The 23,579-nt window shown below is 44.8% G+C and carries 18 protein-coding genes; 8 read left to right on the forward strand and 10 right to left on the reverse strand.

What is annotated here, in order from left to right; all coding sequences use genetic code 11:
• Positions 1–9 precede the first annotated feature (9 nt).
• Complete coding sequence (torA, locus tag Q8W40_RS04805) at positions 10–2,472, forward strand: trimethylamine-N-oxide reductase TorA (RefSeq protein ID WP_305396115.1); 2,463 nt, start codon at positions 10–12, stop codon at positions 2,470–2,472.
• Between the two features lie 342 nt (positions 2,473–2,814).
• Entirely contained in the window at positions 2,815–3,771 is a 957-nt protein-coding gene (locus Q8W40_RS04810; protein WP_305396116.1) for a lipase family protein, read from the forward strand.
• Between the two features lie 129 nt (positions 3,772–3,900).
• Here Q8W40_RS04810 and Q8W40_RS04815 read toward each other — a convergent pair whose 3' ends face one another.
• Both Q8W40_RS04815 and Q8W40_RS04820 read right to left on the reverse strand, forming a co-directional pair.
• Complete coding sequence (locus tag Q8W40_RS04815; protein WP_126607286.1) at positions 3,901–4,083, reverse strand: DUF1315 family protein; 183 nt, start codon at positions 4,081–4,083, stop codon at positions 3,901–3,903.
• A 3-nt stretch (positions 4,084–4,086) separates the two neighbouring features.
• A complete protein-coding gene (locus Q8W40_RS04820) occupies positions 4,087–5,289 on the reverse strand; it encodes a quinone-dependent dihydroorotate dehydrogenase (RefSeq protein ID WP_305396117.1) in 1,203 nt (400 codons plus the stop codon).
• 371 nt (positions 5,290–5,660) lie between these two features.
• On the opposite strand from Q8W40_RS04820, the gene Q8W40_RS04825 reads away from it, so the two are divergent.
• From Q8W40_RS04825 to nagE, 5 genes are all read left to right on the forward strand, one after another.
• Positions 5,661–6,566, forward strand: coding sequence for a manganese-dependent inorganic pyrophosphatase (locus Q8W40_RS04825; protein WP_305396118.1), 906 nt, complete (start codon positions 5,661–5,663; stop codon positions 6,564–6,566).
• A 257-nt stretch (positions 6,567–6,823) separates the two neighbouring features.
• Entirely contained in the window at positions 6,824–8,884 is a 2,061-nt protein-coding gene (locus tag Q8W40_RS04830) for a beta-propeller fold lactonase family protein (RefSeq protein WP_305396119.1), read from the forward strand.
• Between the two features lie 83 nt (positions 8,885–8,967).
• Positions 8,968–9,213, forward strand: coding sequence for a hypothetical protein (locus Q8W40_RS04835; protein WP_101115290.1), 246 nt, complete (start codon positions 8,968–8,970; stop codon positions 9,211–9,213).
• 12 nt (positions 9,214–9,225) lie between these two features.
• Positions 9,226–10,863: a methyl-accepting chemotaxis protein gene (locus Q8W40_RS04840; RefSeq protein WP_305396120.1), complete on the forward strand. Its 1,638-nt coding sequence runs from the start codon at positions 9,226–9,228 to the stop codon at positions 10,861–10,863.
• 377 nt (positions 10,864–11,240) lie between these two features.
• On the forward strand, positions 11,241–12,692 hold the full coding sequence (gene nagE, locus Q8W40_RS04845; protein ID WP_305396121.1) for an N-acetylglucosamine-specific PTS transporter subunit IIBC: 1,452 nt from the start codon (positions 11,241–11,243) through the stop codon (positions 12,690–12,692).
• 219 nt (positions 12,693–12,911) lie between these two features.
• Here nagE and Q8W40_RS04850 read toward each other — a convergent pair whose 3' ends face one another.
• On the reverse strand, positions 12,912–13,718 hold the full coding sequence (locus Q8W40_RS04850) for an alpha/beta fold hydrolase (RefSeq protein ID WP_305396122.1): 807 nt from the start codon (positions 13,716–13,718) through the stop codon (positions 12,912–12,914).
• Between the two features lie 259 nt (positions 13,719–13,977).
• Here Q8W40_RS04850 and Q8W40_RS04855 point away from each other — a divergent pair, with 259 nt between their 5' ends.
• The gene (locus Q8W40_RS04855; RefSeq protein ID WP_305396123.1) at positions 13,978–15,597 is read left to right on the forward strand and encodes a winged helix-turn-helix domain-containing protein; all 1,620 of its coding nucleotides are present in this window, start codon (positions 13,978–13,980) and stop codon (positions 15,595–15,597) included.
• Between the two features lie 40 nt (positions 15,598–15,637).
• Here Q8W40_RS04855 and Q8W40_RS04860 read toward each other — a convergent pair whose 3' ends face one another.
• The 7 genes from Q8W40_RS04860 to Q8W40_RS04890 all read right to left on the reverse strand — a co-directional run bounded on the left by Q8W40_RS04860 (position 15,638) and on the right by Q8W40_RS04890 (position 23,388).
• Positions 15,638–16,351, reverse strand: a complete 714-nt coding sequence (locus Q8W40_RS04860) for a glutamine amidotransferase-related protein (RefSeq protein WP_305396124.1) — start codon at positions 16,349–16,351, stop codon at positions 15,638–15,640.
• A gap of 11 nt (positions 16,352–16,362) precedes the next feature.
• Complete coding sequence (locus Q8W40_RS04865; protein ID WP_305396125.1) at positions 16,363–17,538, reverse strand: iron-containing alcohol dehydrogenase; 1,176 nt, start codon at positions 17,536–17,538, stop codon at positions 16,363–16,365.
• Positions 17,538–18,929, reverse strand: a complete 1,392-nt coding sequence (locus Q8W40_RS04870) for an aldehyde dehydrogenase family protein (protein WP_305396126.1) — start codon at positions 18,927–18,929, stop codon at positions 17,538–17,540. The genes Q8W40_RS04865 and Q8W40_RS04870 overlap by 1 nt, the downstream gene beginning before the upstream one ends.
• A 52-nt stretch (positions 18,930–18,981) precedes the next feature.
• Positions 18,982–20,349, reverse strand: a complete 1,368-nt coding sequence (locus Q8W40_RS04875) for a glutamine synthetase family protein (RefSeq protein ID WP_305396127.1) — start codon at positions 20,347–20,349, stop codon at positions 18,982–18,984.
• A gap of 48 nt (positions 20,350–20,397) precedes the next feature.
• Positions 20,398–21,450 (reverse strand): TRAP transporter substrate-binding protein DctP, encoded by a 1,053-nt coding sequence (dctP, locus tag Q8W40_RS04880; RefSeq protein ID WP_104402505.1) that lies wholly within the window; start codon positions 21,448–21,450, stop codon positions 20,398–20,400.
• A gap of 64 nt (positions 21,451–21,514) precedes the next feature.
• On the reverse strand, positions 21,515–22,837 hold the full coding sequence (locus Q8W40_RS04885) for a TRAP transporter large permease (RefSeq protein WP_101115300.1): 1,323 nt from the start codon (positions 22,835–22,837) through the stop codon (positions 21,515–21,517).
• Positions 22,834–23,388: a TRAP transporter small permease subunit gene (locus tag Q8W40_RS04890; RefSeq protein ID WP_305396128.1), complete on the reverse strand. Its 555-nt coding sequence runs from the start codon at positions 23,386–23,388 to the stop codon at positions 22,834–22,836. The genes Q8W40_RS04885 and Q8W40_RS04890 overlap by 4 nt, the downstream gene beginning before the upstream one ends.
• Positions 23,389–23,579 lie beyond the last annotated feature (191 nt).

The raw sequence follows: 23,579 nt of genomic DNA on the forward strand, positions 1-23,579 counted from the left end.
GTACAAGAAATGGCAATTACACGAAGAAGTTTTCTTAAAGGTGTAGCGACAACGAGCGCAGCGTCTGTCATTGGCCCTAGCTTATTGGCATCGGCTTCAGCAAATGCAGCGGAAACAACGGGAACGTGGAAAGTATCCGGTTCTCACTGGGGCGCATTTCGCGCCCACATCTACGGCGGCAAGGTTCAAGAAATCAAACCGCTGGAGATGGACTCGCACCCAACGGATATGATTAACGGCATTAAAGGCATTATTTACAGCCCATCTCGTGTCCGTTATCCGATGGTTCGTCTCGATTGGCTCAAGAAGCACAAATACAGCGCGGATACACGCGGTAACAATCGTTTTATCCGTGTAACTTGGGATGAAGCTCTGGATCTTTTCTACCGTGAGCTTGAGCGTGTGCAGAAAGACTACGGTCCATGGGCACTCCACGCAGGTCAGACAGGTTGGCGTCAGACGGGGCAATTCCACAGCTGTACCAGCCACATGCAACGCGCGGTGGGCATGCACGGTAACTTCATTACCAAAGTAGGGGATTACTCTACGGGGGCGGGTCAAACCATTATGCCTTACGTATTGGGATCGACCGAAGTATATGCTCAAGGCACGTCTTGGTCTGAAATCTTAGAGCACAGTGACAACATTATTCTGTGGGCGAACGATCCAGTGAAAAACCTTCAGGTTGGCTGGAACTGTGAAACACACGAATCGTTCCCTTACCTTGAGCAGCTTAAAGAAAAAGTTGCGAAAGGTGAGATCAACGTTCTCTCTGTTGATCCTGTGAAGAACAAGACACAGCGTTACTTGCAAAATGATCACATGTACATCAACCCGATGACTGATGTGGCGTTTATGCTGGCCGTCGCGCACGTGCTTTACAAAGAAGATTTGCACGATAAAGAGTTCATTAAAACTTACTGCTTAGGTTTTGACCCATTCATTCAATATGTTCTTGGAGAAACCAAAGACAAAGTTGAAAAAACACCAGAATGGGCGGCAGAAATTTGTGGCGTAGAAGCGGATAAGATTCGCGAGTTTGCTCGCATGCTGGTTAGCGGTCGCACACAGATTCTATTTGGTTGGTGTATTCAGCGCCAAGAACACGGTGAACAACCTTACTGGGCTGGAGCTGTTGTTGCAGCTATGGTTGGGCAAATAGGTCTGCCAGGCGGCGGGGTTTCTTATGGTCACCATTACTCTGGTATCGGTGTGCCTTCTACTGGCTTTGCTGCTCCGGGTGGCTTCCCGCGTAACCTAGACCAAGGCATGAAGCCAAAATGGGATAACAAAGATTACAACGGATACAGTCGCACCATTCCGGTTGCTCGCTGGATAGACTGTTTGCTCGAGCCCGGCAAAGAGATTCGTTACAACGGATCCAAAGTAAAACTGCCTGATTACAAAATGATGGTGATCTCTGGGAACAACCCTTGGCACCACCATCAGGATCGCAACCGTATGAAGAAAGCGTTCCGTAAACTTCAAACCGTTGTCACCATCGAGTTTGCGTGGACAGCAACGTGTCGTTTCTCCGATATCGTACTGCCAGCTTGTACGCAATGGGAACGCAACGACATCGACGTGTACGGTTCGTATTCTGGTCGCGGTTTAGTGGCGATGCAGAAGTTGGTGGATCCATTGTTCCAGTCTCGTACTGACTTCGATATCTTTACAGAGCTAACTCGTCGATTTGGTCGTCACAAAGAGTACACACGCGGAATGGATGAGATGGAGTGGGTACGCTCGCTTTATGAAGACTGTCGCAACGCAAACAAAGGTAAGTTCGACATGCCTGAGTTTGATGAATTCTGGGAGAAAGGTGTTCTGGACTTTGGTACAGGTAAACCTTGGGTGCGTCACGCTGATTTCCGTAAAGACCCAGAAATCAATGCATTGGGGACACCATCTGGGTTCATTGAAATTTCGAGCCGCACCATTGGTCGTATGGGATACGAACATTGCCAAGATCACCCAATGTGGTTTGAGAAAACAGAACGTTCTCATGGCGGACCGGGTTCAGACAAGCATCCGTACTGGCTGCAATCTTGTCATCCAGATAAGCGTTTACACTCTCAAATGTGTGAATCCGAAGAGTTTCGTTCAACGTATGCGGTACAAGGTCGTGAGCCAGTTTACATTAACCCTGTTGATGCTAAAGCGAAAGGCATTAAAGATGGCGATTTAGTACGTGTATTCAACGACCGTGGCCAGTTAATGGCTGGGGCGGTGGTAACAGACAGCTATCCACAAGGTGTTATTCGTATTGAAGAGGGTGCATGGTATGGACCGCTGAGTGAAAAAGAAGGCGCGATCTGTACTTATGGTGATCCAAATACCTTAACTCAGGACATTCCAACATCTGAATTGGCTCAAGCAACCTCCGCTAATACGTGTATTGTAGACTTCGAGAAGTTCTCAGGAAACGTACCACCTGTTACATCCTTTGGCGGACCTATTGAGGTGATGTAGCTTTAAGCTAAACCTGATTGTCGTCTTAGTTTTGAGAAAGTCAGCCATTTATGGTTGGCTTTTTTTTAGACTAAAGTCTTAAAAATGCTCAAAAAACATTCGGACTCTCTAATTTACTATGCGTCTTGTTGAGCTTTATTTGTGTGATAGTGATGCGTAAAGTCATGGGTTTAGAAAGTACGAATGAGCTCAAAAACAAACACTTTCAATTAACATTTAGTTAACAATTTGAATTATAAGTTGAAAGTTAACAATAGACTAAAGTAACAAGGTTCACTTTCTTTCAAGGGGGTATAAAAGTCTGGCACTGGATTTGAAAACCAATAGAAGTAAGGGAATACTATGTCTTTAAAGAAAACTTTAGTTTTATCTGCTGTACTGAGTTGCTCATATTCCGCACATGCTACCGTTTCACCGAGTGATCTAGAAAGCCTAGAGGATTTTTACAATAACGTTGTTAGCCCTAATATGGCATACACACAAAGCGATTCTGGCACTATCCATTCACCAAACAATCCCCCATCTGAAACCAAAGCGCGAGAAGCGCTGGAACTGTTGGAGTTTGCGGAGCAAGTTTACAGCCAATCTGGGACACCTAGTGGCTGGGCAAGGGTAAAAGATGTGTCTCGCAAATCTGGTTTCAATGCGAGTGTGTTTACAAAAGGGAATAATGTTGTCTTAGCCTATCGAGGAAGTGAATTAGGGACTTCAGACTGGGTGACTGACGGTATGCTATCCAACGACGAAGTGCCCAAGCAGTTTCTTCAAGCGATCAATTTGGCTGAAAAAGTTGAGCGCGATTATCCAAATCACACCATTCGATACACGGGGCACAGCTTAGGCGGTGGGTTAAGTACAGTGGCCGCATTAGTAACGGGTAGATCTACGGTGGCTTTCGATGCTACGGGAATTAATGATGCCCTCAAATCGCATATCACGGAAAAGCTTGGCAGTGAGTTTGTGCTAACCCTGCATGCTGCGGCTATAGACAACTACAATTTCGTTGGTGAGTTTGTCTCAGACGGAGACTGGCAGCAAGATGCGGATGTGATAGGCATAAATGCCAAGCAATATGGCGATATCTATTATTTGAGTGACTCACATTTTACGCCTTTTCCAAAATTTATTTGGGATACACCTTTAACGCGCCATTTTATATCCCCAATTCGTGAAGAGCTAAATTACATTATTAACCCATATTTCATTGATTGGACTTTGGATGAGTGGGACATTTTGTGGTTTAAAGTGACTTACCTAATCAATTCGCTACCAAGCCTCTTTCAAGATATTGGCAACTAATTATTTATTGGTAACCAACTATTTATTGGTAACCAACTATTCATTGGCAACTAGCTATTAGCAATAATCGCTAACAAACAAAAGGTTCGGCATTGCTGCCGAACCTTGAAGTCTTTCATTAGGATCTAATTACTGCAGTGCAACGGGATGTTGGGTTTCACGAACCAGAATGGCTCGTTGGCATGCTTCACGTTGCTTTTCCGTCATTAGCATTCCATTACGCCAATAGCCTTTTCTTAAGGCACGTTTAAATTCAGAATAAAGTTCGTCAGGTAGACCGTGTACAATAAGATTAAAGCTATTGCCGTTCATGTTTTATGCTGCCTTGTCTTCCTGATTCTGCAATTCAGTTGGTTTCAAAGCTGGCAGTGGGTTTCTTGAACCAACGGCCTCTTCAATCGAATTAAAACCATCCTGCTTAAGAAGCTGCACCAATCCGCGGTTAATCTCATTGATGTTTTGCGGTCCATCGAAAATCATTGTTGTGATCATATGCAGCAAATTGGCACCAGAAGTGATCTTCTCGTAAGCGTCTTTTGCACTGAATACACCACCAACACCAATTATGGTGAGCTCACCACGAGTACGGCGGTAAACATGACGAATAACATTAGTAGAGATGCGTTGAAGCGGCAAGCCACTCATCGCTCCTTTACCTTTGGGAAGTTTACCTTGTGCTGATGGGTACTCTTCAGGTACGTGTTCTTCATTTCCTTCTGGTTTAGCAAGGTTGGTTAGAACAACGCCGTCCATTTTGTGTTCCACACACGCGTCAACGATGATGTTAATTTCTTCCAATGTCATATCGGCGGCTAACTTAACGTAAATTGGACGGTCGGTGAGAGGGCGGATTTCATCATTAACGGCATTGAGCAATGCGTCTAGATTACCTCTGTCGACAAACGGTTCACCATCTTGCGTGTTCGGACAGCTGATATTGATTGTGAAGTAGTCACCAATATCCTTAAACGCATGCATGGTTTTTAGGTAATCCTGAATAGAATCTTCTAAAACAAATTCCGGTGTGACGTTGGATTTAGCTGCGTTGATACCCACTCTTAGTGAGCCAAAGTCAACATTAGCCAATCGCTTCGCTATTTTTTCAGCGCCTTGGTTGTTTAAACCATACCAAACGACGATGGCTTTGGATTTCACCATGCGGAAAAGTCTTCTGCCAGGGTTGCCGGGGCAAACTTCACCAGTAAATGACCCCAGCTCTGCGAGACCAAACCCTAATGAAGGGTAAATCTTTGTTAGCTCACCGTCTTTATCGAAACCTGCGGACAGACCGACAGGGTTACGGTAAGTAACACCATCTACCTTTGTATTCAGTGCCTGATTTTCGTAGTTGAAGAGTAAGCTAGTTAGCCCGCGAGTAAGGGCATTTGAACCCAATACAACGCCAATCTTTTTCAAAACAGAGTGGGCTTGTTCTGGTTCCATAAGAAATATTAGTGGGCGAACGATGCGATAGAACACTCTCAGAACGAGGTTTCTCACGCCGATTAGGAAGCTCATGACTTTCTATCCTTGTTATTGGTTGACTTTTTATGTCCCTTCAATTGAAACAGGTTCACTGCGAAAACCATCAGATTTCGCAATAACCCCAAAACATAGAGGGTACTTTCTTTTGTAACCAAGTTTGCCTTGGTATGTTACTAACTCTAATTAAATGAAAATGCGAATGCAAACGATTATCATTTATAAATATATCAAATATACACAGTTAATGGCGACGAAACCGTACTTTTAACTCGGATCAGGAATGACTTTTTTTTGAAATCAGGTAAAGTAACGACTTTTGAAAAAGCTACCGTCACAGGCACCAAGATTCTTGTATGGTTTTTTGTGTGATTGTCGGCAAAATTTAAAAGTAATTAGGAAGCAAAATGATTCTAGTAGTTGGTCATAAAAACCCAGACACAGACAGCATCTGTAGTGCTATCGTTACCGCTGAGCTATTGAAAGCACGTGGACTTGAAGCAAAAGGCATTCGCCAAGGCGAAATTAACCGTGAAACTCAGCACGTTCTAGAAGTTGCTGGCGCAGATCAACCTGAGCTACGTACTTCTGTAGCAGGTGAAAACATTTGGTTGGTTGACTACACAGACTTAGCTCAAGCTCCTGATGATATTGGTGAAGCTGAAATTCTAGGTATTGTCGATCACCACCGTCTTGGTGATGTGATGACAGTAAACCCTTTAGAAGCTTGGATTTGGCCTGTAGGTTGTACTTGTACAATTCTATTCGCGCTATTCAAGATGGAAGAGACTGAAATCACTAAGCCATTAGCGATCATGATGATGTCTGCAATTTTGTCTGATACTGTTGGATTTGCCTCTCCTACTTGCACACAAAAAGACAAAGATGCGGTCTACGCGCTGGCTGAAATTGCTGGTGTAGATGATGTCGATACATTCATCAAAGATCTTCTGATTGCAAAAACAAACATCGAAGGTTTGTCTGCGGCAGAACTTGTAGAGAAAGACTTAAAAGCTTACCCATTTAACGGTCGCGATGTGGTAGTAGGTCAGGTTGAGCTTGCAACTCTAGAGCAAGTAGATGGCATGATTGAAGACCTAGAAGCTGATCTAGAGCGTCGCTGTTCTGAAGAAGGTCTAGCATTCGCTGCTGTTATGTTAACTGACATCACGACTTCTCAAACTCGCCTTCTTTACAAAGGTGAGTGGGCAGAGAAGTTAGTTAAGCATGAAAAAGACGGTATTTTAATGATGGAAAACACATTAAGCCGTAAAAAACAAGGCTGGCCTTGGCTTCAAGGTGAGCTTGCTTAACTCTTTATTTATTAAAGTATTATTAGAAGCCGGAGCATTTGCTCCGGCTTTTTTTATGTCCTTTTTTAAGCGCAAACTATGACATATGTATTAAATCTATAATAATTTCGATATTTCCTGCTCCATCGACTGGCGAGTTACCTATCACCTGCTACTTTTTTATGTGTCAGTACACATAAAAATATAAATCATTGTATACCTGAGAATTCTTCTTTTTAGGTAGAACATGAACAGAAAACTAAAATAGGCTAGGTATTATGGGAATTGCATATCACAGCTATATCGGCACAACAGTCGATCAGTTGCCGGAACTGCCGTGTTCATCTTCTGGACACCTTTCGCTTAACACGCCTGTCGGTAGTTGCGTAGATCGTTTCGGTCGGATTTGGTTAGCCGATACCGCGCACAATCGCGTCCTTGTGTTTGATTCAGAAATGGATCAAATTCTCGCCAGCTTTGGGACAGTAGGTAAAGGCCCACAGCAATTTAATATGCCATTTAGGTTGTTATCACACCCCGAAAAGAATTGGGTATACGTTACAGACATAGGAAACTTCCGTGTCCATATTCTTGAATACAATGAAGAACTTGATATTCAATCCATCAAAGTATTTGGTGATGACCCCGAGGTGGACTTAAAGGGACCGAATGGCATTGTTGTCCATGAAGGCAAAGTCTGTGTCGCTGATGAATTTTATGAAGGACCAGATAGCCAGTCTCGTCTTGTGGTTTTTAGCGAAGATGGCAACTTTGAATACACGATCGATGAAATTACCCCAGAAAACGGAGGAGATCCCGTTCATTTACTCTGGCCTCAAGGGTTAAGCTTGGATAAGCAGGGCAATATCTATATTGCTAATACAGGGTTTGCAACCGTCGTGCGCTGTGATTGGCAAGGCAAAGGTATTATTTTTAGTGAACGCGGAAAATGCTACATCGATGGTCTTGATTTATCTCGTGGCGTTTCAGTCATTCAGAATCGCGTATTGATTCCCGGTGGGGGACCAAACGTTATTTCAATATATAACCTCGATGGTCAATTTATGGGGCAACTGGACGGATTTTTTGCGCCCGTTCAGATCACCGAATCGACTGAACCTCAAACCATGCTGATTACCGAACCATTCCTTGCGTCTCTCCAAAAACACAAAGTCAATCTTGCCACTTTAAAAGGAGGCAAAACGCGGGCAACAAAGGTCCTGAAGTCTGTCGGTGATGAACGAGATAACCCAGGGCAACTTCACTTTGTAACCTCTGTCGTTGGAGACGTGACATCCGCGCAAAGCGGCGGGCAAACAGGAGACGCCCCTGCGATTCAAAACTGGTTAGAACATCAGCTTTCGATACAAGATCAGGTACTTAAAGCCATGCAGCCTGCTGGTATTCCATCATGGTTAAGTATTGCGTTGTCTGCTCAAACTGAATGGGTTCAGCGATGGCAGCAAACAATGATCCGAATTTTCTTAAACGACAAATTTGATGATCCAGAGGATTTGCTTTGGATGGTTGACGCAGGAAATTACCAACTTCAAGCCACTGAAGATGGAAAGAGCAATTCCGCTCGTCCGATAAGCTTACCCATGCTGCCGGGTTCACTTGGCATCGCTGCATTAACGCCTAACAAGCCGTTACCTGGTCAATTGGATCCGGAAGTGCCACTGCTTGTAGTGAGTAATTACCTAAGTGGAATTGTCACTGTGTTGCAATACAACGATGTGATAGGTGAACTGGTTCCTTATACCGTTTTTGGTGGATTAGGCGCTAGCCCTGAGCAGTTAAATAAACCTCAAGGAATTGCCGTTGATCCAACGAACAATGACATTCTGATTGCGGATTCTGGCAATAATCGAATTTGCCGTTGGCGTTTATCGGAAACCGGTGCGGCTGGTTTAGTTCATACCTATGGGCAGCTTGGGGATGAGCATGGAGAATTCCATACGCCATCTGACATCACTGTCGATGCAAACGGAATCAGTTTTATAACCGATCAGAATAACAACCGAATCGAAGTGTACGATCAGAGTGGAAAGTGGGTGCGTAGCTTCGGTAAAGAAGGGTATGGAACGAATAACGATAATTTCTTGCTTCCTACCAGTATTGACCACGAAAACGGATACCTGTTTGTTTCCGATCTCGTGAACCGAGCAATAAAAATCTTCAAGTGTTCTGGAGAGTATGTCGAATCATTCAGTGGTTTTGGAGCCGATAGAGAAAAAGGTCAACTATGGCTGCCTTACTTGCTCCACGTGAAAAATAGCAAAGTCTATTTACCCGATTGCGCGCTGAATAGAGTTAATGTTTATAAATTTGATAATTAACGTCACCTGTATACCGCTATGACTGGACCATGGGTTGGGTATACGCATTGTGAACCGTACAAAAACAACGTCAGGGGTTAGCTATGAATAGTGTTTTTAAACGTGCGCAGGGAAAAAAGCTGTCGCATAAAAAGTTACAAGACGCTCATGGTGTCTGCCAAAAATCGGAAGAAAGCTCTCGTCAAATTTTGCAGCAGTTTCAAACAGTCATTCAGCATTTTGAAGACAATGCAAAAGATGAAAAAAAATGCAGAGATGCATTACGTCAGCTGTATGAAAGCCATGAATTTTGCTACGCCAGTGAGAATGTCACTGGTCCGCATGAGTAACGAGGAGGCACTATGAACTTTTCTCTAAAAAACGCACCCATAAGTATGCGGGCATGGATGATACTGGTTCTGTTTGCTGTTGGGCTAATCGCAAATTCGCTATTGGATGCGTCTGCCACGAAAAAACATATGCGAGCAAACTACGAGCGTGGTGTTCAGCAAATCGTTGAAGGGGCGGTAGGTGTTCTTGACTATTACCATGCACAAAGCCTGAATGGCTCAATATCGAAAGAAGAAGCGCAGAGGCTGTCGTTAGAGTCGATATCCGCAATGCGATTTGACAACGGAAACTACATATTTGTTGCAGACAAAGACGGCATCCAGTTGGCGTCTGGGCTGAAGCGATTGCTTGGTACCAATATCCTTCCACTTAAAGACGGGAATGGAAAACTGTTCGTAGAAGAGCTCTACTCGACAGGTAAACAAGGAGGTGGATTTGTTGATTACATGTGGAAAACATCACCAGATGCGACAGAGCTTTCTCCAAAAACAAGTTATGCCGACTATTTCCATGAGTGGGGATGGATGATTGGTACTGGCATTAACATGAGCTCACTTGAGCGAGATATTCAGCAGTCGCAAATCATATCCATGACCAATGCAGGTATGATTCTGATTGTGCTTTCTGCACTGATCGCATATTTCGTGAAGACCATTACCACACCAATTAATAAAACCGTTGCTGCTATGCGCGATTTATCAAGCGGTGAAGGTGATTTAACGCAACGTTTGAAGGAAGAGGGAAGTCAGGAGCTTATCGAGCTTGCGCAGTACTTTAACCGTTTTGTTAGCTCAATTCAGGAGATCATGAGAAGTGTGAGTGATGCGGGCACCCAGTTGGCAGCTTCTGCCAACCAGCTTTCTTCGTCGGTTTCATCGGTCGATGTGAATTTGAATCAACAGCAAAGTGATACTTCTCAGCTGGCAGGAGCGATGAGTGAAATGCTTACAGCAGTTGAAGAGGTAGCTGGTCGTACTGTAGACGCATCAGATTACAGCGTGAAGGCGGCAAAACAAACTGAACAGAGCTTGGTGATCATTCAACGTAACATACGTGAATCTCAGCTTTTGGCGGAAGACATCGGGGAAGCCAGTCAGGTCATAACTCAGCTTGCTACTGACAGCCGAAATGTCGATACCGTTCTAGAGGTTATAAGAGGTATTGCAGAGCAAACCAACTTACTTGCACTGAACGCAGCAATAGAGGCGGCTCGTGCGGGTGAAGCTGGCAGGGGCTTCGCTGTAGTGGCTGATGAAGTGAGGACGCTCTCCCTACGAACTCAGGAATCCACGATTGAAATTCAAACCATCATAGAGAAGCTTCAAGAAGGTGCAGAAGAGGCCGTAGGCGTAATGAGTAAAGGGGCTAAAAAGGCAACCAATACCTCTGAAATTTCGTCTTCAGCCGGTGATGCGCTGAATGAAATTGCGCAAGAAGTTCATGCTATTCAAGGTATGAATCAGCAAATATCCACAGCTACAGAAGAACAGACCGTTACGGTAAACAGCATCAACCAAAATGTATCCAGTCTGAATGATGGGTCAAACTCATTAGCCAGCGAGTCGACTCAGATGGCTGCGGCAAGTGAAGAGTTAAGCCAAGTCTCTGAAGATATGATGAGGATGATCAATCGATTTAAGTTGGCTTAATATTTTTCTTGAGTCAGGCAATTAGCTTAAACACTTTAATTTTTCACTATGACGCCAAAGTTAATACCTTTGGCGTTTTTACATATGACGTTTTACTTGAGGGTTTGAAGGATCAATTTGAATTCTTAAATGAAATTACATGCTGCGAAATATCTATACCTGAATGGTATTTATAATACTGTTAATATGATTTTAACTGGATGTTAAACCTATCTATTATATATTTAGTAGATATAAATATCAATAAAAGACCCAGAGTTAGTGTTGTTTTTGTTCGTAATAGTGACACTAGGCACAATAGTGATGAGTTTTTTTGCGTCGTGAAATTACGTTTGTAAAATCCGCCAAAGATTTTGAAATACTTCTTGAGGATTTAAATGAGCGTATTAGGTTATATGCAGAAAGTTGGTAAGGCACTTATGGTGCCGGTAGCGACTTTACCTGCTGCTGCAATTTTGATGGGTGTAGGTTACTGGTTAGACCCAGTTGGTTGGGGCAGTGAAAGTGTACTTGCTGCCTTTTTAATTAAATCGGGTGCTGCCATCATCGACAACATGGCTGTGTTGTTTGCGGTTGGTGTTGCGTTCGGTTTGTCTAAAGATAAAGATGGCTCGGCAGCTTTGTCGGGTTTTGTTATGTGGTTGGTAGTGACTACGTTGCTCTCTCCTGCGACGTTAGCTCAGCTTCAAGGAATCTCAGCTGACGATGTCAACATGGCATTTGACCGCGTTGCTAACCAGTTTGTAGGTATTGTTGTAGGTATTATATCTGCTGAAATATACAACCGATTCTCACACGTAGAATTGCCTAAGTTCCTTGCGTTCTTTAGTGGTAAGCGTTTGGTTCCTATCCTAACGTCCATCGCTGGTATGGTACTGTCGTTTATCCTAATGACGGTATGGCCTGTTATTTTTAATGCGCTACTTTCTCTTGGCACGGCACTGCAAGATCTCGGCCCTCTAGGTGCTGGCTTGTTCGGTTTCCTAAACCGTCTTTTCCTTTCAGTTGGTATGCACCACGCGTTGTACCCAGTATTTTGGTTTGACGTAGTTGGCATCAATGATATTCCTAACTTCCTAGGTGGTGCTCAGTCTATTGCAAATGGCACGGCGACTCCTGGTGTTACTGGTATGTATCAAGCGGGTTTCTTCCCTATCATGATGTTTGGTCTACCTGCGGCAGCGTTGGCGATTTACCACAGCGCAGATAAGAAAAATAAAGGCAAAGTATTCTCTGTTATGTTGGCGGCAGGTGCTGCTTCTTTCTTCACAGGTATTACCGAACCGCTTGAATTCTCATTCATGTTCCTTGCACCGGTACTGTTTTTGATTCACGCTGTCCTAACGGGTATCAGCTTGTTCATCGCAGCATCAATGGAGTGGATGGCCGGATTCGGTTTCTCCGCTGGTCTTGTCGACTTCGTTCTTAGTAGCCAAAACCCACTAGCAACCCAATGGTACATGCTGATCCCTCAGGGCTTAGTCTTTGGTTTGCTTTACTACGTGCTATTCAGAGTCGCTATCGCTAAGTTCAACCTTAAGACGCTTGGCCGTGGTGAAGAAATGGCTGAAGAAGGTGCAGAGAACATCGATCAGTTGGCGGCTAAATACATTGCAGAGCTAGGTGGTAAAGAAAACCTAGTAACAATCGACAACTGTATTACACGCCTACGTCTTGAAGTGAAGAGCACAGAAAATATCAACGACGAAGCATTGAAAGCACTAGGTGCCGCTGGTGTGGTTAAACTGGGTAAAACATCTATCCAAGTTATCGTTGGTGTTGGCAAGGTTGATAAAGTTGCCGCGGCAATGAAAAACCTAAACGCATAAGAATTTTGTTCGGCTAGAGTTCCCCCTAAGTTACTTGAATTACGATTAGTCACCGTTTGCCGAACAAAACCTTTTTAAAACCGAGCGTGCTTTTACGCTCGGTTTTCTTCTTTTACATCCGATGTAATGTTATTTCCATTTTACTTTTATTCTCGTTTTACCTGCCTTGTTTTACTTTTAGCTCCGCGCTAACGTTACGTTCGCTATAAACTGTCCCGATTATTTTTGACTGGGATATAGAACAATCGAATTCAATATCCGGGCTAGCTCTTCGCTGTCTGTGAGCATGGGTAGATGCCCTGTCTGCATGGCGTACACACTTTTGATTTGTGCGTTTTTGGCTATCTTAAGCTGAGATTCCAGTGAAATGATTTTGTCGTTATTAGCAAAGACGTAGTGCTTGTCGATTCGTTCCATATTAGAGTGTTCAAATGCCACCTTTTCTTCTGCTATATGTGCGGGCTCAGAAAGGGAAAGGCGTTGGAGTAGATCCTTTTGCTTTGCATTCGCGTCCTGTGCGAAGGTTTCAGCAAACTTGGTGCTATCTCCGATGACCATTCGGTGGCTTGTTTCGTTGTAACGAACGCCTTCAAAATAATTCGTTTCGTCTTGTTTACTCAACGAACCGAATGCCGTTTCCCCCTGTTGAGGAGCAACTGCCGTTACATAGGTGATGGATTGGAATTGATTTGAAGGGCATAACCCCACGGCTTGGTTGACGATTGCTCCCCCTTGGCTATGTGCAGCAAAATGGATGTTACCCTCCAGTGCTCTGATTTCCCTACACAATGACTTTGCAGATGAGCTGAGTGTGATGATTTCGGCATTTTCCGATTCCATTCGTCCTGGCAGATTCACGAAGACCGGTTGGATATTAGAAGATAAGGAATCCGATACCCGTTTCCAAGATTCGGCATTGAAGTGAGCTCCATGCACAAAAACCAAGTTCTCCGTTGCGAATACTTTGGTGGTAAAAGTGGCTGCTGAGAACAATAATCCAGTGCATATAAAAACCGTCTTTTTCATTTTAAACTCCTTGTTTTATGTGATTTTCAAAGTGCATTGCCTAGGCTTCTTGTTCAATTAAAATGACTAAAAATGATATCAATTCAAAAGCAAGAGATTACAAAAGATGTCAAATTTAGATTTATATTCTTTAAAAGAAGGGGCATTGATCGTCAATTAGAGTGATCACCTTATTCGTCGATTCTTGATTGAAAGAACAGTTCGCTCGCGATAGTCTTCTTACCTTCTGAGCTATTCGATGAAATATAGAAAGGGATTTATGATTCAGTTTGGGGAATACAGGTTTGATGCTGAGAAAGAGTGCCTAATACTTAATGATGAACCCGTCGCTGTTCGCAATAAAGTCCACCAACTTCTCTGCTATTTTCTTGAAAACCCTGAACGTATTATCTCTAAAGAAGAGCTCTTAGCTGCGCTTTGGACCAATGGAGATTATCGAGAGCGTTCCTTATCTCAGAGCGTGTTGGAGCTGAGAAAGCTATTGGGTGATTCGGCTTCTAGCCCTAGGTTTATTCGAACTATTCCTAATCAAGGCTACAAATGGATTGCCCCCATTACACAAGTGGATGAACAACCGTCACACTGGCGAAGAAACAGCTTTGCCGTACTGTCCGGTGTACTCCTAATACTTGTGACACTACTTTGGGTGTTCAACCAAGAGGGCTCGATGGATTTCTCTGACAGAAAAATCAGAGTAGCGGTGTTGCCCTTTGAAAATGCCACCCAGCTTGATTCCTATCATTGGATTGAATATGGCTTAAGCGACATGCTTGCCACTGATCTTATGCTGTATCCAGATGTTCAGGTTTACCCTCCTAACCAATTCAAAGCAAAGAGTAACGCTCTTGAAGACTGGCGAAGTAAAGATTTTTCTTCTGCCAGTGTAAATGTAGCGATCTTTGCTTCCGTATCGTTAAAGCAGGGAAGGCAGATAATTACCTATACCATTTTGGACGAACAGTTAAATCAAACATCTGGCGAAATAGAAAAACAAGACTTGGCGCTTAGCATGCCGAGCATAGCGTCTAGCATTGTGCACTTGCTGCGCCCAGCAAAGAACGTTGATGCGTTACCCGAATATGAGTTTGAAGTGAATGCGATGCACGAGTATGCGAAAGGGCAGCACGCGTTAAGTCAGCGAGGGTGTAAACTTGCTCAGCACTATTTCGCTGCCTCATATACGATTGATTTGTCTCACGAGTGGAGTGTGCTTCAATACGCAATTTGCCAATTGGAACTCGGGAATAGAGAAGAAGCACAAATAAACCTGCGGTCTTTGTTAGAGAGTTCACCCGATGCCATTGTTGTCGCAATGTCGCATTTATGGTTAGCGGAAATGTGGATGAGAAAAGGTGAGCTAGATAAAGCGGAGATGCATTTATCCCAAAGTCATTATTCTGAAGTGATAGGTGCCAACTACTTTTGGTTGGAACAAGGCAATGAAATCGAATACTACTTGGGTTATTTGTTAAATCGGCAGCGTCTTGAGCGCTCTCCGTTAGGTTCTGATGCAATCCCGAGCGTAGGAGTACCGCCTTGGCACACGTCAGTCGCGGGAGCAGAGTTAACGGTAAGCAACCATACAAATCAAACCAGTTTCCCTCAAAAGATGATGGCATTGCTTCGCTTTAGTCGAAGTCAAAATCTAGAGACCAAGGTACGTATCACTGCTTTGGAAGAAGCATTGGCGATCAATGAAATGGTCGGATCGCGCCGCGCAGAGACGAGTATTCTTCTCGATTTGATTTACTGGAAGATTCAATCTGGCCAACATGCTGACGCTAAAGAGCTAACCACTAAGCTAGAAGTCGATAGCGAGGATTTCTTAGTTCAGTCGGAGCTGACTATTTTGCAGTCTTCTCTAGAAAACACTCGTTAATCTGATAGCGTACCTTTCCAGTATTCTTAGCCAAACATCCTCACTTGGGGCTGGCATGCTTAATGAAATTCAGCATCCACTGAGTAACCAGCAAGCCGTCTGTCGGCAGTTTTAAAGACGCTAAGCCTTTGTCTTGAACAGGCTTTGGAATCGCGTCTTTTCGTACCTCTATTAAGGCTTTTGAATAGGGCGCGCAAAATTCTGGATGTGCCTGAATCCCAAGTGAGCTTTTCCCGACCACCATAATGGACACGGGGCAGAAATCGTTCCCCGCGACAACCTGACCATCGTCTGGCATTGATATAACTTGATCTTGGTGGCTAACCAGTAGGTTTACCGTGTCTTGGTATGGGTGCATCCAAGGGTAGGGGGCGACGATTTTAGCAATTGCCGTACCGACTCCCCAGCCGACATCAGCCCTGTCAACTTGTCCTCCCAGCGCTTTAGCCAATAATTGATGGCCAAAACATATCCCAATGAAAGGTATATGATTCTGGTGGATCTGACGAACCAGACTCTCTAGATCTTGGATCCATTGGTCGCTATCCATGACACCAGATTTACTACCGGAAGTAATATAGGCATCACATTCGGAAATATCGTCAGGAAATTCGGAATGATTGACCCAATAGAACCGAAGCTGAAGTGTTTCATCTACAGCATGCAGAAGCCGCGTAAACATATCTTTATAGCTGCCATGATCTGGCTCTAACTTAGGATTGACGTCATCACAGATCAGTATACCGATTTTCATAGTCTTCACCGCTACGAGGTTGGTTGATTCATGGGTTGACCCGTTAGAGCGTGCATAAACAGATTCGAATACTCTTCAGCGTTGAATAAAATCGGATTTCCACCTGCCGCGGCATCAAGAACGGCGAGCTCGCCAATTCGCTTTGCGTCGCTTCCGTCTAGCCCTATTTCCGCCAAAGTGTGTGGGATGTTTAGCGTTTTACGCATTCCCAAAACCCACTCAAGTACGGCGTCGAAGCTGGGGGATTGGAGAGAAAGCGATCTTGCGAGCACCAACATTTTATCTTCGATCTTGTCGCGATTAGCTTCCAAAACGTAGGGCATCAGAATGGCATTTAGCAGTCCGTGATGTTTATCGTATAACCCGCCTAGGGTATGCGCTAAGGCATGCATTGCACCTAACCCTTTTTGAAATGCCGTCGCTCCCATGCTTGAGGCGACGAGGAGTTGAGTTCTCGCTTCGATGTCCGTTCCGTCTAGATACGCTCGATACAAGTAGTGCTTCACGAGTTTTATTGACTCAACCGCGATGCCATCAGCCATTGGGTGATAACCGGGAGCGCAATAAGCTTCTAAGCTGTGCGAGAGCGCATCCATACCTGTTGCCGCTGTAATGTGATTTGGTAGCCCTACAGTAACGTTGGGGTCGAGTAACACCTGCACTGGCATCATTTTCGGGTGAAAGATGATTTTTTTTACATGAGTTTGAGAGTCGGTAATCACAGATGCTCTGCCCACTTCAGACCCTGTACCCGCCGTGGTAGGAATCGCTATTACTGGGACTATTTTGCTTTCATCGGCTTGGGTCCAATTATCACCGACATCTTCAAAGCGCCATAATGGGAGACTTTGTTTGGCGCAAAGTGCGATAGCTTTGGCTGCGTCTAGGCTAGAACCGCCTCCAAACGCAACAATGCCATCGTGTTTTCCATTATTGAAAGCCTCAATTCCACGATTGACATTGGTATCGGTTGGGTTGCCTTGAATATCGGCAAATAAACCCACTGAAACACCGTGTGATTGGCAGTTTGATAGCGCATTTCTCACGATGTCTAAATCCGCTAAGAATGGATCGGTGACCAACAAGGGAGACGACATGTTAAGGCGTTTACAGTGTTCGGCCAGTGAATCCAAACAGCCTTCTCCAACGCTAATTGCTGTTGGGTAGTTCCAGTTTGCATGTGTCATTATTTCTCTCCCAAAGATTTAATGTGGAAAGATTTCGGTCTCGTTAGCATTTCAAAACCTATTGGAGATAAGGTGCACCCTCGACCGGAATTTTTAACACCTGTCCATGCCAACTGAGGGTCAAGATAGTCACAGCGATTGACAAAAAAAGTGCCAGTTTGAACGCTTTCTCCAAGTCGGCTTGCGATTTCTTCATCAGTAGAAAAAATGGAAGCGGTCAGCCCAAAGTCACTGTCGTTCATCAATTGAATGGCTTCTTCATCGCTGCTTACCGATTGAATGCCAACAACGGGTCCAAAGGATTCTTCTGTCATAACACTCATGGAGTGGTCGACATTGGTTAAAATCTGGGGGGCGAGATAGGGGGTGCCTTCCTGACTTGTGGAGAACAGAGATTCATCAATGAGTGGGGTCGCCCCTTTAGCTAAAGCATCATTAATTTGTTCTCGCACAAAATCCGCAGCCGCCGTGCGCACCATTGGACCAAGTGTTGTATCTGAATGATTGGGATCACCGAGTTGATAGGACTTAGTCAAAGTAACGGCTTTTTCAACGAATGCATCGTGAACCGATTCATGAACATAGATTCGCTCGATACCGCAACAAGATTGGCCAGAATTAAAGAACGCACCATCTACCAGCGTTTCAGCCGCGTGGTCTAGGTTGGCGTCAGCTCTTACATACGCTGGGTCTTTGCCGCCAAGTTCTAACCCAACACCAATGAACCGACCTGCGGCATTGCGCTCCACCATTTCGCCTCCAGCTACAGAACCCGTGAACGCGACGTAATGAATACTGGGGTTTTGAATGAGTTTTTCAGTGGAAGCATGGTCTGTATGTAAATATTGAAAAGTGCCAATAGGTATACCAGTACCTTTAAATGCTTCCACTAACCGTTCTGAGCACAACGGGGTTTGAGCAGAATGTTTCAAGATCACGGTATTCCCAGCAAGCAAGGCCGGAATCACAGCGTTGATGGCTGTCAAATACGGATAATTCCAAGGTGCGATGATCAAAACGTTTCCAACTGGGACGCGCTTGATGTAGCGAGTGAACCCTTTTTTCTCTGGTAGCGTGATGGTTTCAAGGGCTTTGTCGGATTGCTCAATCATTGAGAGCGCACGCTCTTCAACGCCCATGATCTCGCCTTGCGTGTAAGAAATGGGTCTGCCCATCATCATGGTAATTTCTTCAGCAAGGACCGCTTTGTTTGCAACAAAATTTTCGATGGCTTGTTTGCAAATCGCTTTTCTTGCCTTTAGAGGTGTTGTCTGCCATTCCTTTTGGGCTTTGTTGGCTCTATCAATGGCAAGCGCGATGTCTTCTTCGCATGCTAATGTGCGTGTGACGCAGATATTGCCATTGATCGGCGATAGGGTTTTCTGTTCCATGTTTTCCTATACCTTTTTTTGTGTTCGCTCTTTTCAATATCGACGGATAAGCTTAAATAATTTCGAAGTAGCGCTTCATTTCCCAATCCGTTACCGCTTTTCTAAATTCTCGCTCTTCCCATTCACGAGAGGCGGCAAAGTGGTCCACAAACTCATCGCCAAACATATCCCGCGCGTGCTGAGAACCTTTCAAGCGTTGAGCAGCATCCCAGAGTGTTGCAGGGAGTTTTAAGTCTTCAGGAATATCCTGCTCGTAAGCGTTTCCAACGATGGGTTCACCGGGTTCCCATTTGTTCATGATTCCACACAGACCGGAAGCCAAAGCAGCAGCCAGCGCGAGGTACGGGTTACCGTCGGCGGCTCCGATTCGGTATTCCACTCTTTGACTGCTCGGCGAGCCGGGAATAACGCGTAAAGACGTGGTTCGGTTTTCTACTGCCCATGTGGAGTGGGTGGGTGCCCAAAAGCCGGGAATCATTCTGCGATAGCTGTTTATCGTGGGGGCGACCATGCATAAAAAGTCAGGCATTAAGCGCTGTAAACCCGCCACGAAGTGACGCTGTAGCGTGCTCATATTGTGTTCGCCTTTTGGGTCGTAAAAAGCGGAACTGCCGTCTTTGTTTTGCAGCGAAATGTGGATATGCCCACTTTGACCAGGGTAGTCGTTGCTCCATTTCGCCATAAAGGTCGCCATTAGATCATTTCTCTGGGCGAGAACTTTTGTGTAAGTTTTGAATAACGCCGCTTTGTCAGCGGATTCCATCGCTTTATCGACTTCAAGCGCTGCTTCCAATACTCCAGGCCCCGTTTCTGAATGGATCCCTTCAATCGGAAAATCCATCGTTTCACCAAGGTCGATCAATTGCTGGTATAACTCTAGATAGGTGGAGTTTCGGACCATGGAATAACCGAACCAATCTGGTGTTATAGGTTCCAAATTGTGGTAGTTTTTTTCTCGTACGGATTTGGGTGTTTCGTTAAAAACGAAGAACTCATATTCAAACGCGGCAAAGGCGTTTAAACCTAAATCATCGAACTTTTTAAGGATGCGCTCCAGTGTGCCTCTTGGGCAAACGTTGGCAGCTTTCTCGTCGAACTCTGCGATAAATAGAAGCATTCCGTCTTCATCCAATACGTCTCGGCACGTCTCTGGCAGAATTTTTACTGGTGCATCTGGGTATCCTGTGTGCCACCCAGTAAATGTGGTGTTGTCGTAAAGTTGGTCTTTTGAATCCCAACCCAGAACGACATCACAAAAAGCAAAGCCTTTATCGAGAGATGAAAAGAATTTGCCTTTTGACATGTACTTCCCACGCATAATCCCATCGTTATCGAACAGCCCAACTTTGATGTGGGTAAGACCACGTTCTTCAACAATTTTTTTGGCGTCTTCGATGGTTTTAACTGATCTTGCATCCATTTTACAATCCTCTAAGCACCGGCTAAATCAAGCCGGTGCTATACCCTGTTAGCTGTAGCGATATGGCTTTCCTGCTTTCTCCATATCTGCGGCGTATTTCTTAAATATCTCCACCACACGCTTAGTTCTAGGGCTGGTTTTCGCGATTTCATCCCAGAATTTCAGCGCTTCCTGCTCGACGGTTTTCCACTCTTCATCTGGAATGGTAGTGAGCGCAAGTTTGTCGCCTTCTACACGAAGTTTAGCTTCTCCACCCCAATACCAGTGCTGTCGGTAGTAGTGGGAGCTGTCCATACAAAGTCTCCACAGTGTTTTGAGGTGTTCAGGCAAGGCGTCCCAACGTTCGCTATTGGCAAAGAAGGATCCGCACCACGCGCCAGAGATGTTGTTGGTTAAGAAGTACTTGGTCACGTCTGCCCAACCTACGGTGTAGTCTTCTGTAATTCCTGACCAAGCAATCCCATCAAGCTCGCCTGTTTGAATCGCGACTTCCACGTCTTCCCAAGGGAGAGTGACGGGAATGACACCGAAGCGAGACAAGAATCGCCCAGCGGTAGGGAAGGTAAATACGCGTTTACCTTTTAAGTCAGCGAGGCTGTTAATGGGTTCTACAGTCGCGAAATGACAAGGATCCCATGCGCCAGCAGATAGCCATGTCACGCCTTTTACCTCGCCATACGCCTCTTGCCATATCTCTTTCAACCCGTACTGCTCAAAGAGTACAGGGACATCCAAGCTGTAACGGGTAGCAAATGGGAAGTAACCTCCGAATACGGACACATCCACCGGCGCAGCGATAGAGTCATCATCACTTTGTACTGCGTCGATGGTTCCTCTTTGCATCGCACGGAAAAGCTCACCAGTAGGTACTAACTGATCGGCATAAAACAGCTCGATAACCATTTCGCCATTTGCGGCTTTGTTAAAAGCATCGACCGCTGGTTTGATAACGTGCTCGCCCAATGCTGGTCCAGCGTAGGTTTGCAAACGCCATTTAATGGTTTTTTTGCTGTTTGCGATGGCAGGAGCGCCGACAATCGCCGTCGCACCCGCAGCAGATACCGCACCTGCTTTTTTAAGGAAATCTCTTCTACTAGACATGTTTTATTCCTCCATGGAATGGGTGTCCTTGTCCAAGTGTAAGGGTGTCACTTAAGGTTATGTTTCATCGGCTGTAGTGGTACTCAGGTAGCCACAAAGCCAGTTGTGGGAAGGCCATCACCAAAATCAATCCAAAAATCATAATCAGGACAAAAGGAATGATTGAGAGGTAGATATCCTTCAAGGAAACTTCAGGTGGAGCCATGGCTCGCATTAAGAATAAGTTGTAGCCAAAGGGGGGCGTCATGTACGCGATTTGGCACGTGATGGTGTAAAGCACACCATACCAGAGCAAATCGAACCCTAATGCGCCAACTAAAGGAACATACAATGGAGCGACGATGACCAACATGGCGGTGTCGTCTAAAAATGTTCCCATTAGAAGGTAAGAGAGCTGCATTAAAATCAACACTTGCCAAGGGGTCAGGTTGAGGCGGTCAATAAAGAAGCCTTCGATGGCCTTAACGGCACCGATACCATCGAAAACGGCCCCAAAGCAAAGTGCTGCCAAGATAATCCACATAAACATGCAGCTAATTGCGAGTGTTTTGCGCAGCGTTTCTTCCATTACAGAACGGTTTAATCGTTTTTTCGCAATTGCGGCAATCGTCGCTGCGGTTGCACCCACGGCGGAGCTTTCGACTAAGCTCGTTACGCCCATCAAAAACAGCCCAGTCATGGATACAAAAATCAGAAGTGGGGTAATACCTGCGCGCAGTAAGAGTAACTTTTCTTTAAAGCTGACGTTGCGTTCTTCTTCGGGTAACGCAGGACCGAGGTTTGGCTGAATTTTGCAACGAATGACAATGTAAATGATGAACAGCGTGGCCATTAAGAGCCCAGGGAAAACGCCAGCGAGCCAAAGTTGCCCAACAGGTTGCCGAGCTATCATGCCATAAAGAACCAGAACGACGCTTGGGGGAACAAGAATGCCCAGAGAGCTCCCCGCTTGGATGACGCCAGTTACCATGATCTTGTCGTAACCACGTCTTAGCAGTTCTGGCAGAGCGATACTTGCGCCAATAGCCATCCCGGCTACGCTCAACCCGTTCATGGCAGAAATCACGACCATTAAGCCAATTGTGCCGATGGCCAAACCGCCATTGAGTGGTCCCATCCATACATGGAACATTCGATATAGATCTTCGGCAATTCCAGATTCTGAAAGCATGTAACCCATATATATGAAAAGCGGAAGGGTCAACAATGGGTACCATTTCATCAGTTTAATGGCAGAGCTAAAGGCTATTTCAGATCCGCCATCTCCCCAAAGGAGAAGGGCAGCGATAACTGCAATGGATCCGATAACGGCAAAAACACGCTGACCAGTAAGCAGCATTAACATCATGGCGGAGAACATCAGCAGGGCGATCATTTCGTAACTCATGATTGCGCCTCCGCATTTTCAGAGCTGTCGCCATACATAATGGTGGCGATGTCTCTGAACCAGACCGCAATGGCTTGTAAAAGCATTAACACGATACTGAGACACATGATGATTTTTATGGGAGACATATAGGGTCGCCAAGCCGAATAGCTTCGTTCACCGTATTCAAGTGCGTAACTGGTGCTCGATATTCCGCCGTACAACAGTATTGAAAGGTAGACCAGCAGCATGATGATAGTGATGCTATCAATGATGGCTTTCTTTTTCGGACTCCAGCTACCGTAGATCAAATCCATTCTTACATGGCTATTGAGTTGCATGGAGTAAGGGCCGCCAAGCATATAGAAAGCCACCATAACAAACTGAGCCATTTCCAATGTCCAAAGGGAAGGGAAAAAGAAGGTCTTTGAAATAGATGAGTAAAGTAAAATGCCAATCATCACAAAGACGAGGTACATGGCGAACCGACCAATTCTTCGATTTATTATTTCCACTATGCGGACAAATGACCGAATGGGTGTAGGTAAAGATGCGACTGGATCCTGATCCATTAATGACTCCATTGTTCCATATGGTCTTACTGCTAATATCAATTAACTATCTGATAATTAATCAATATCACCAGAAGATATGAATTCCGTTTCAATCTTCAAGAGATAACTAATTTATTAAATATGTTTAAATATTGATCTATTTGTACCTATATTTACAGAAAATTAATTGCTGTCAATATATTTACAGA

This window comes from Vibrio penaeicida (assembly GCF_030689305.1).
Lineage (GTDB): Bacteria > Pseudomonadota > Gammaproteobacteria > Enterobacterales > Vibrionaceae > Vibrio > Vibrio penaeicida_B.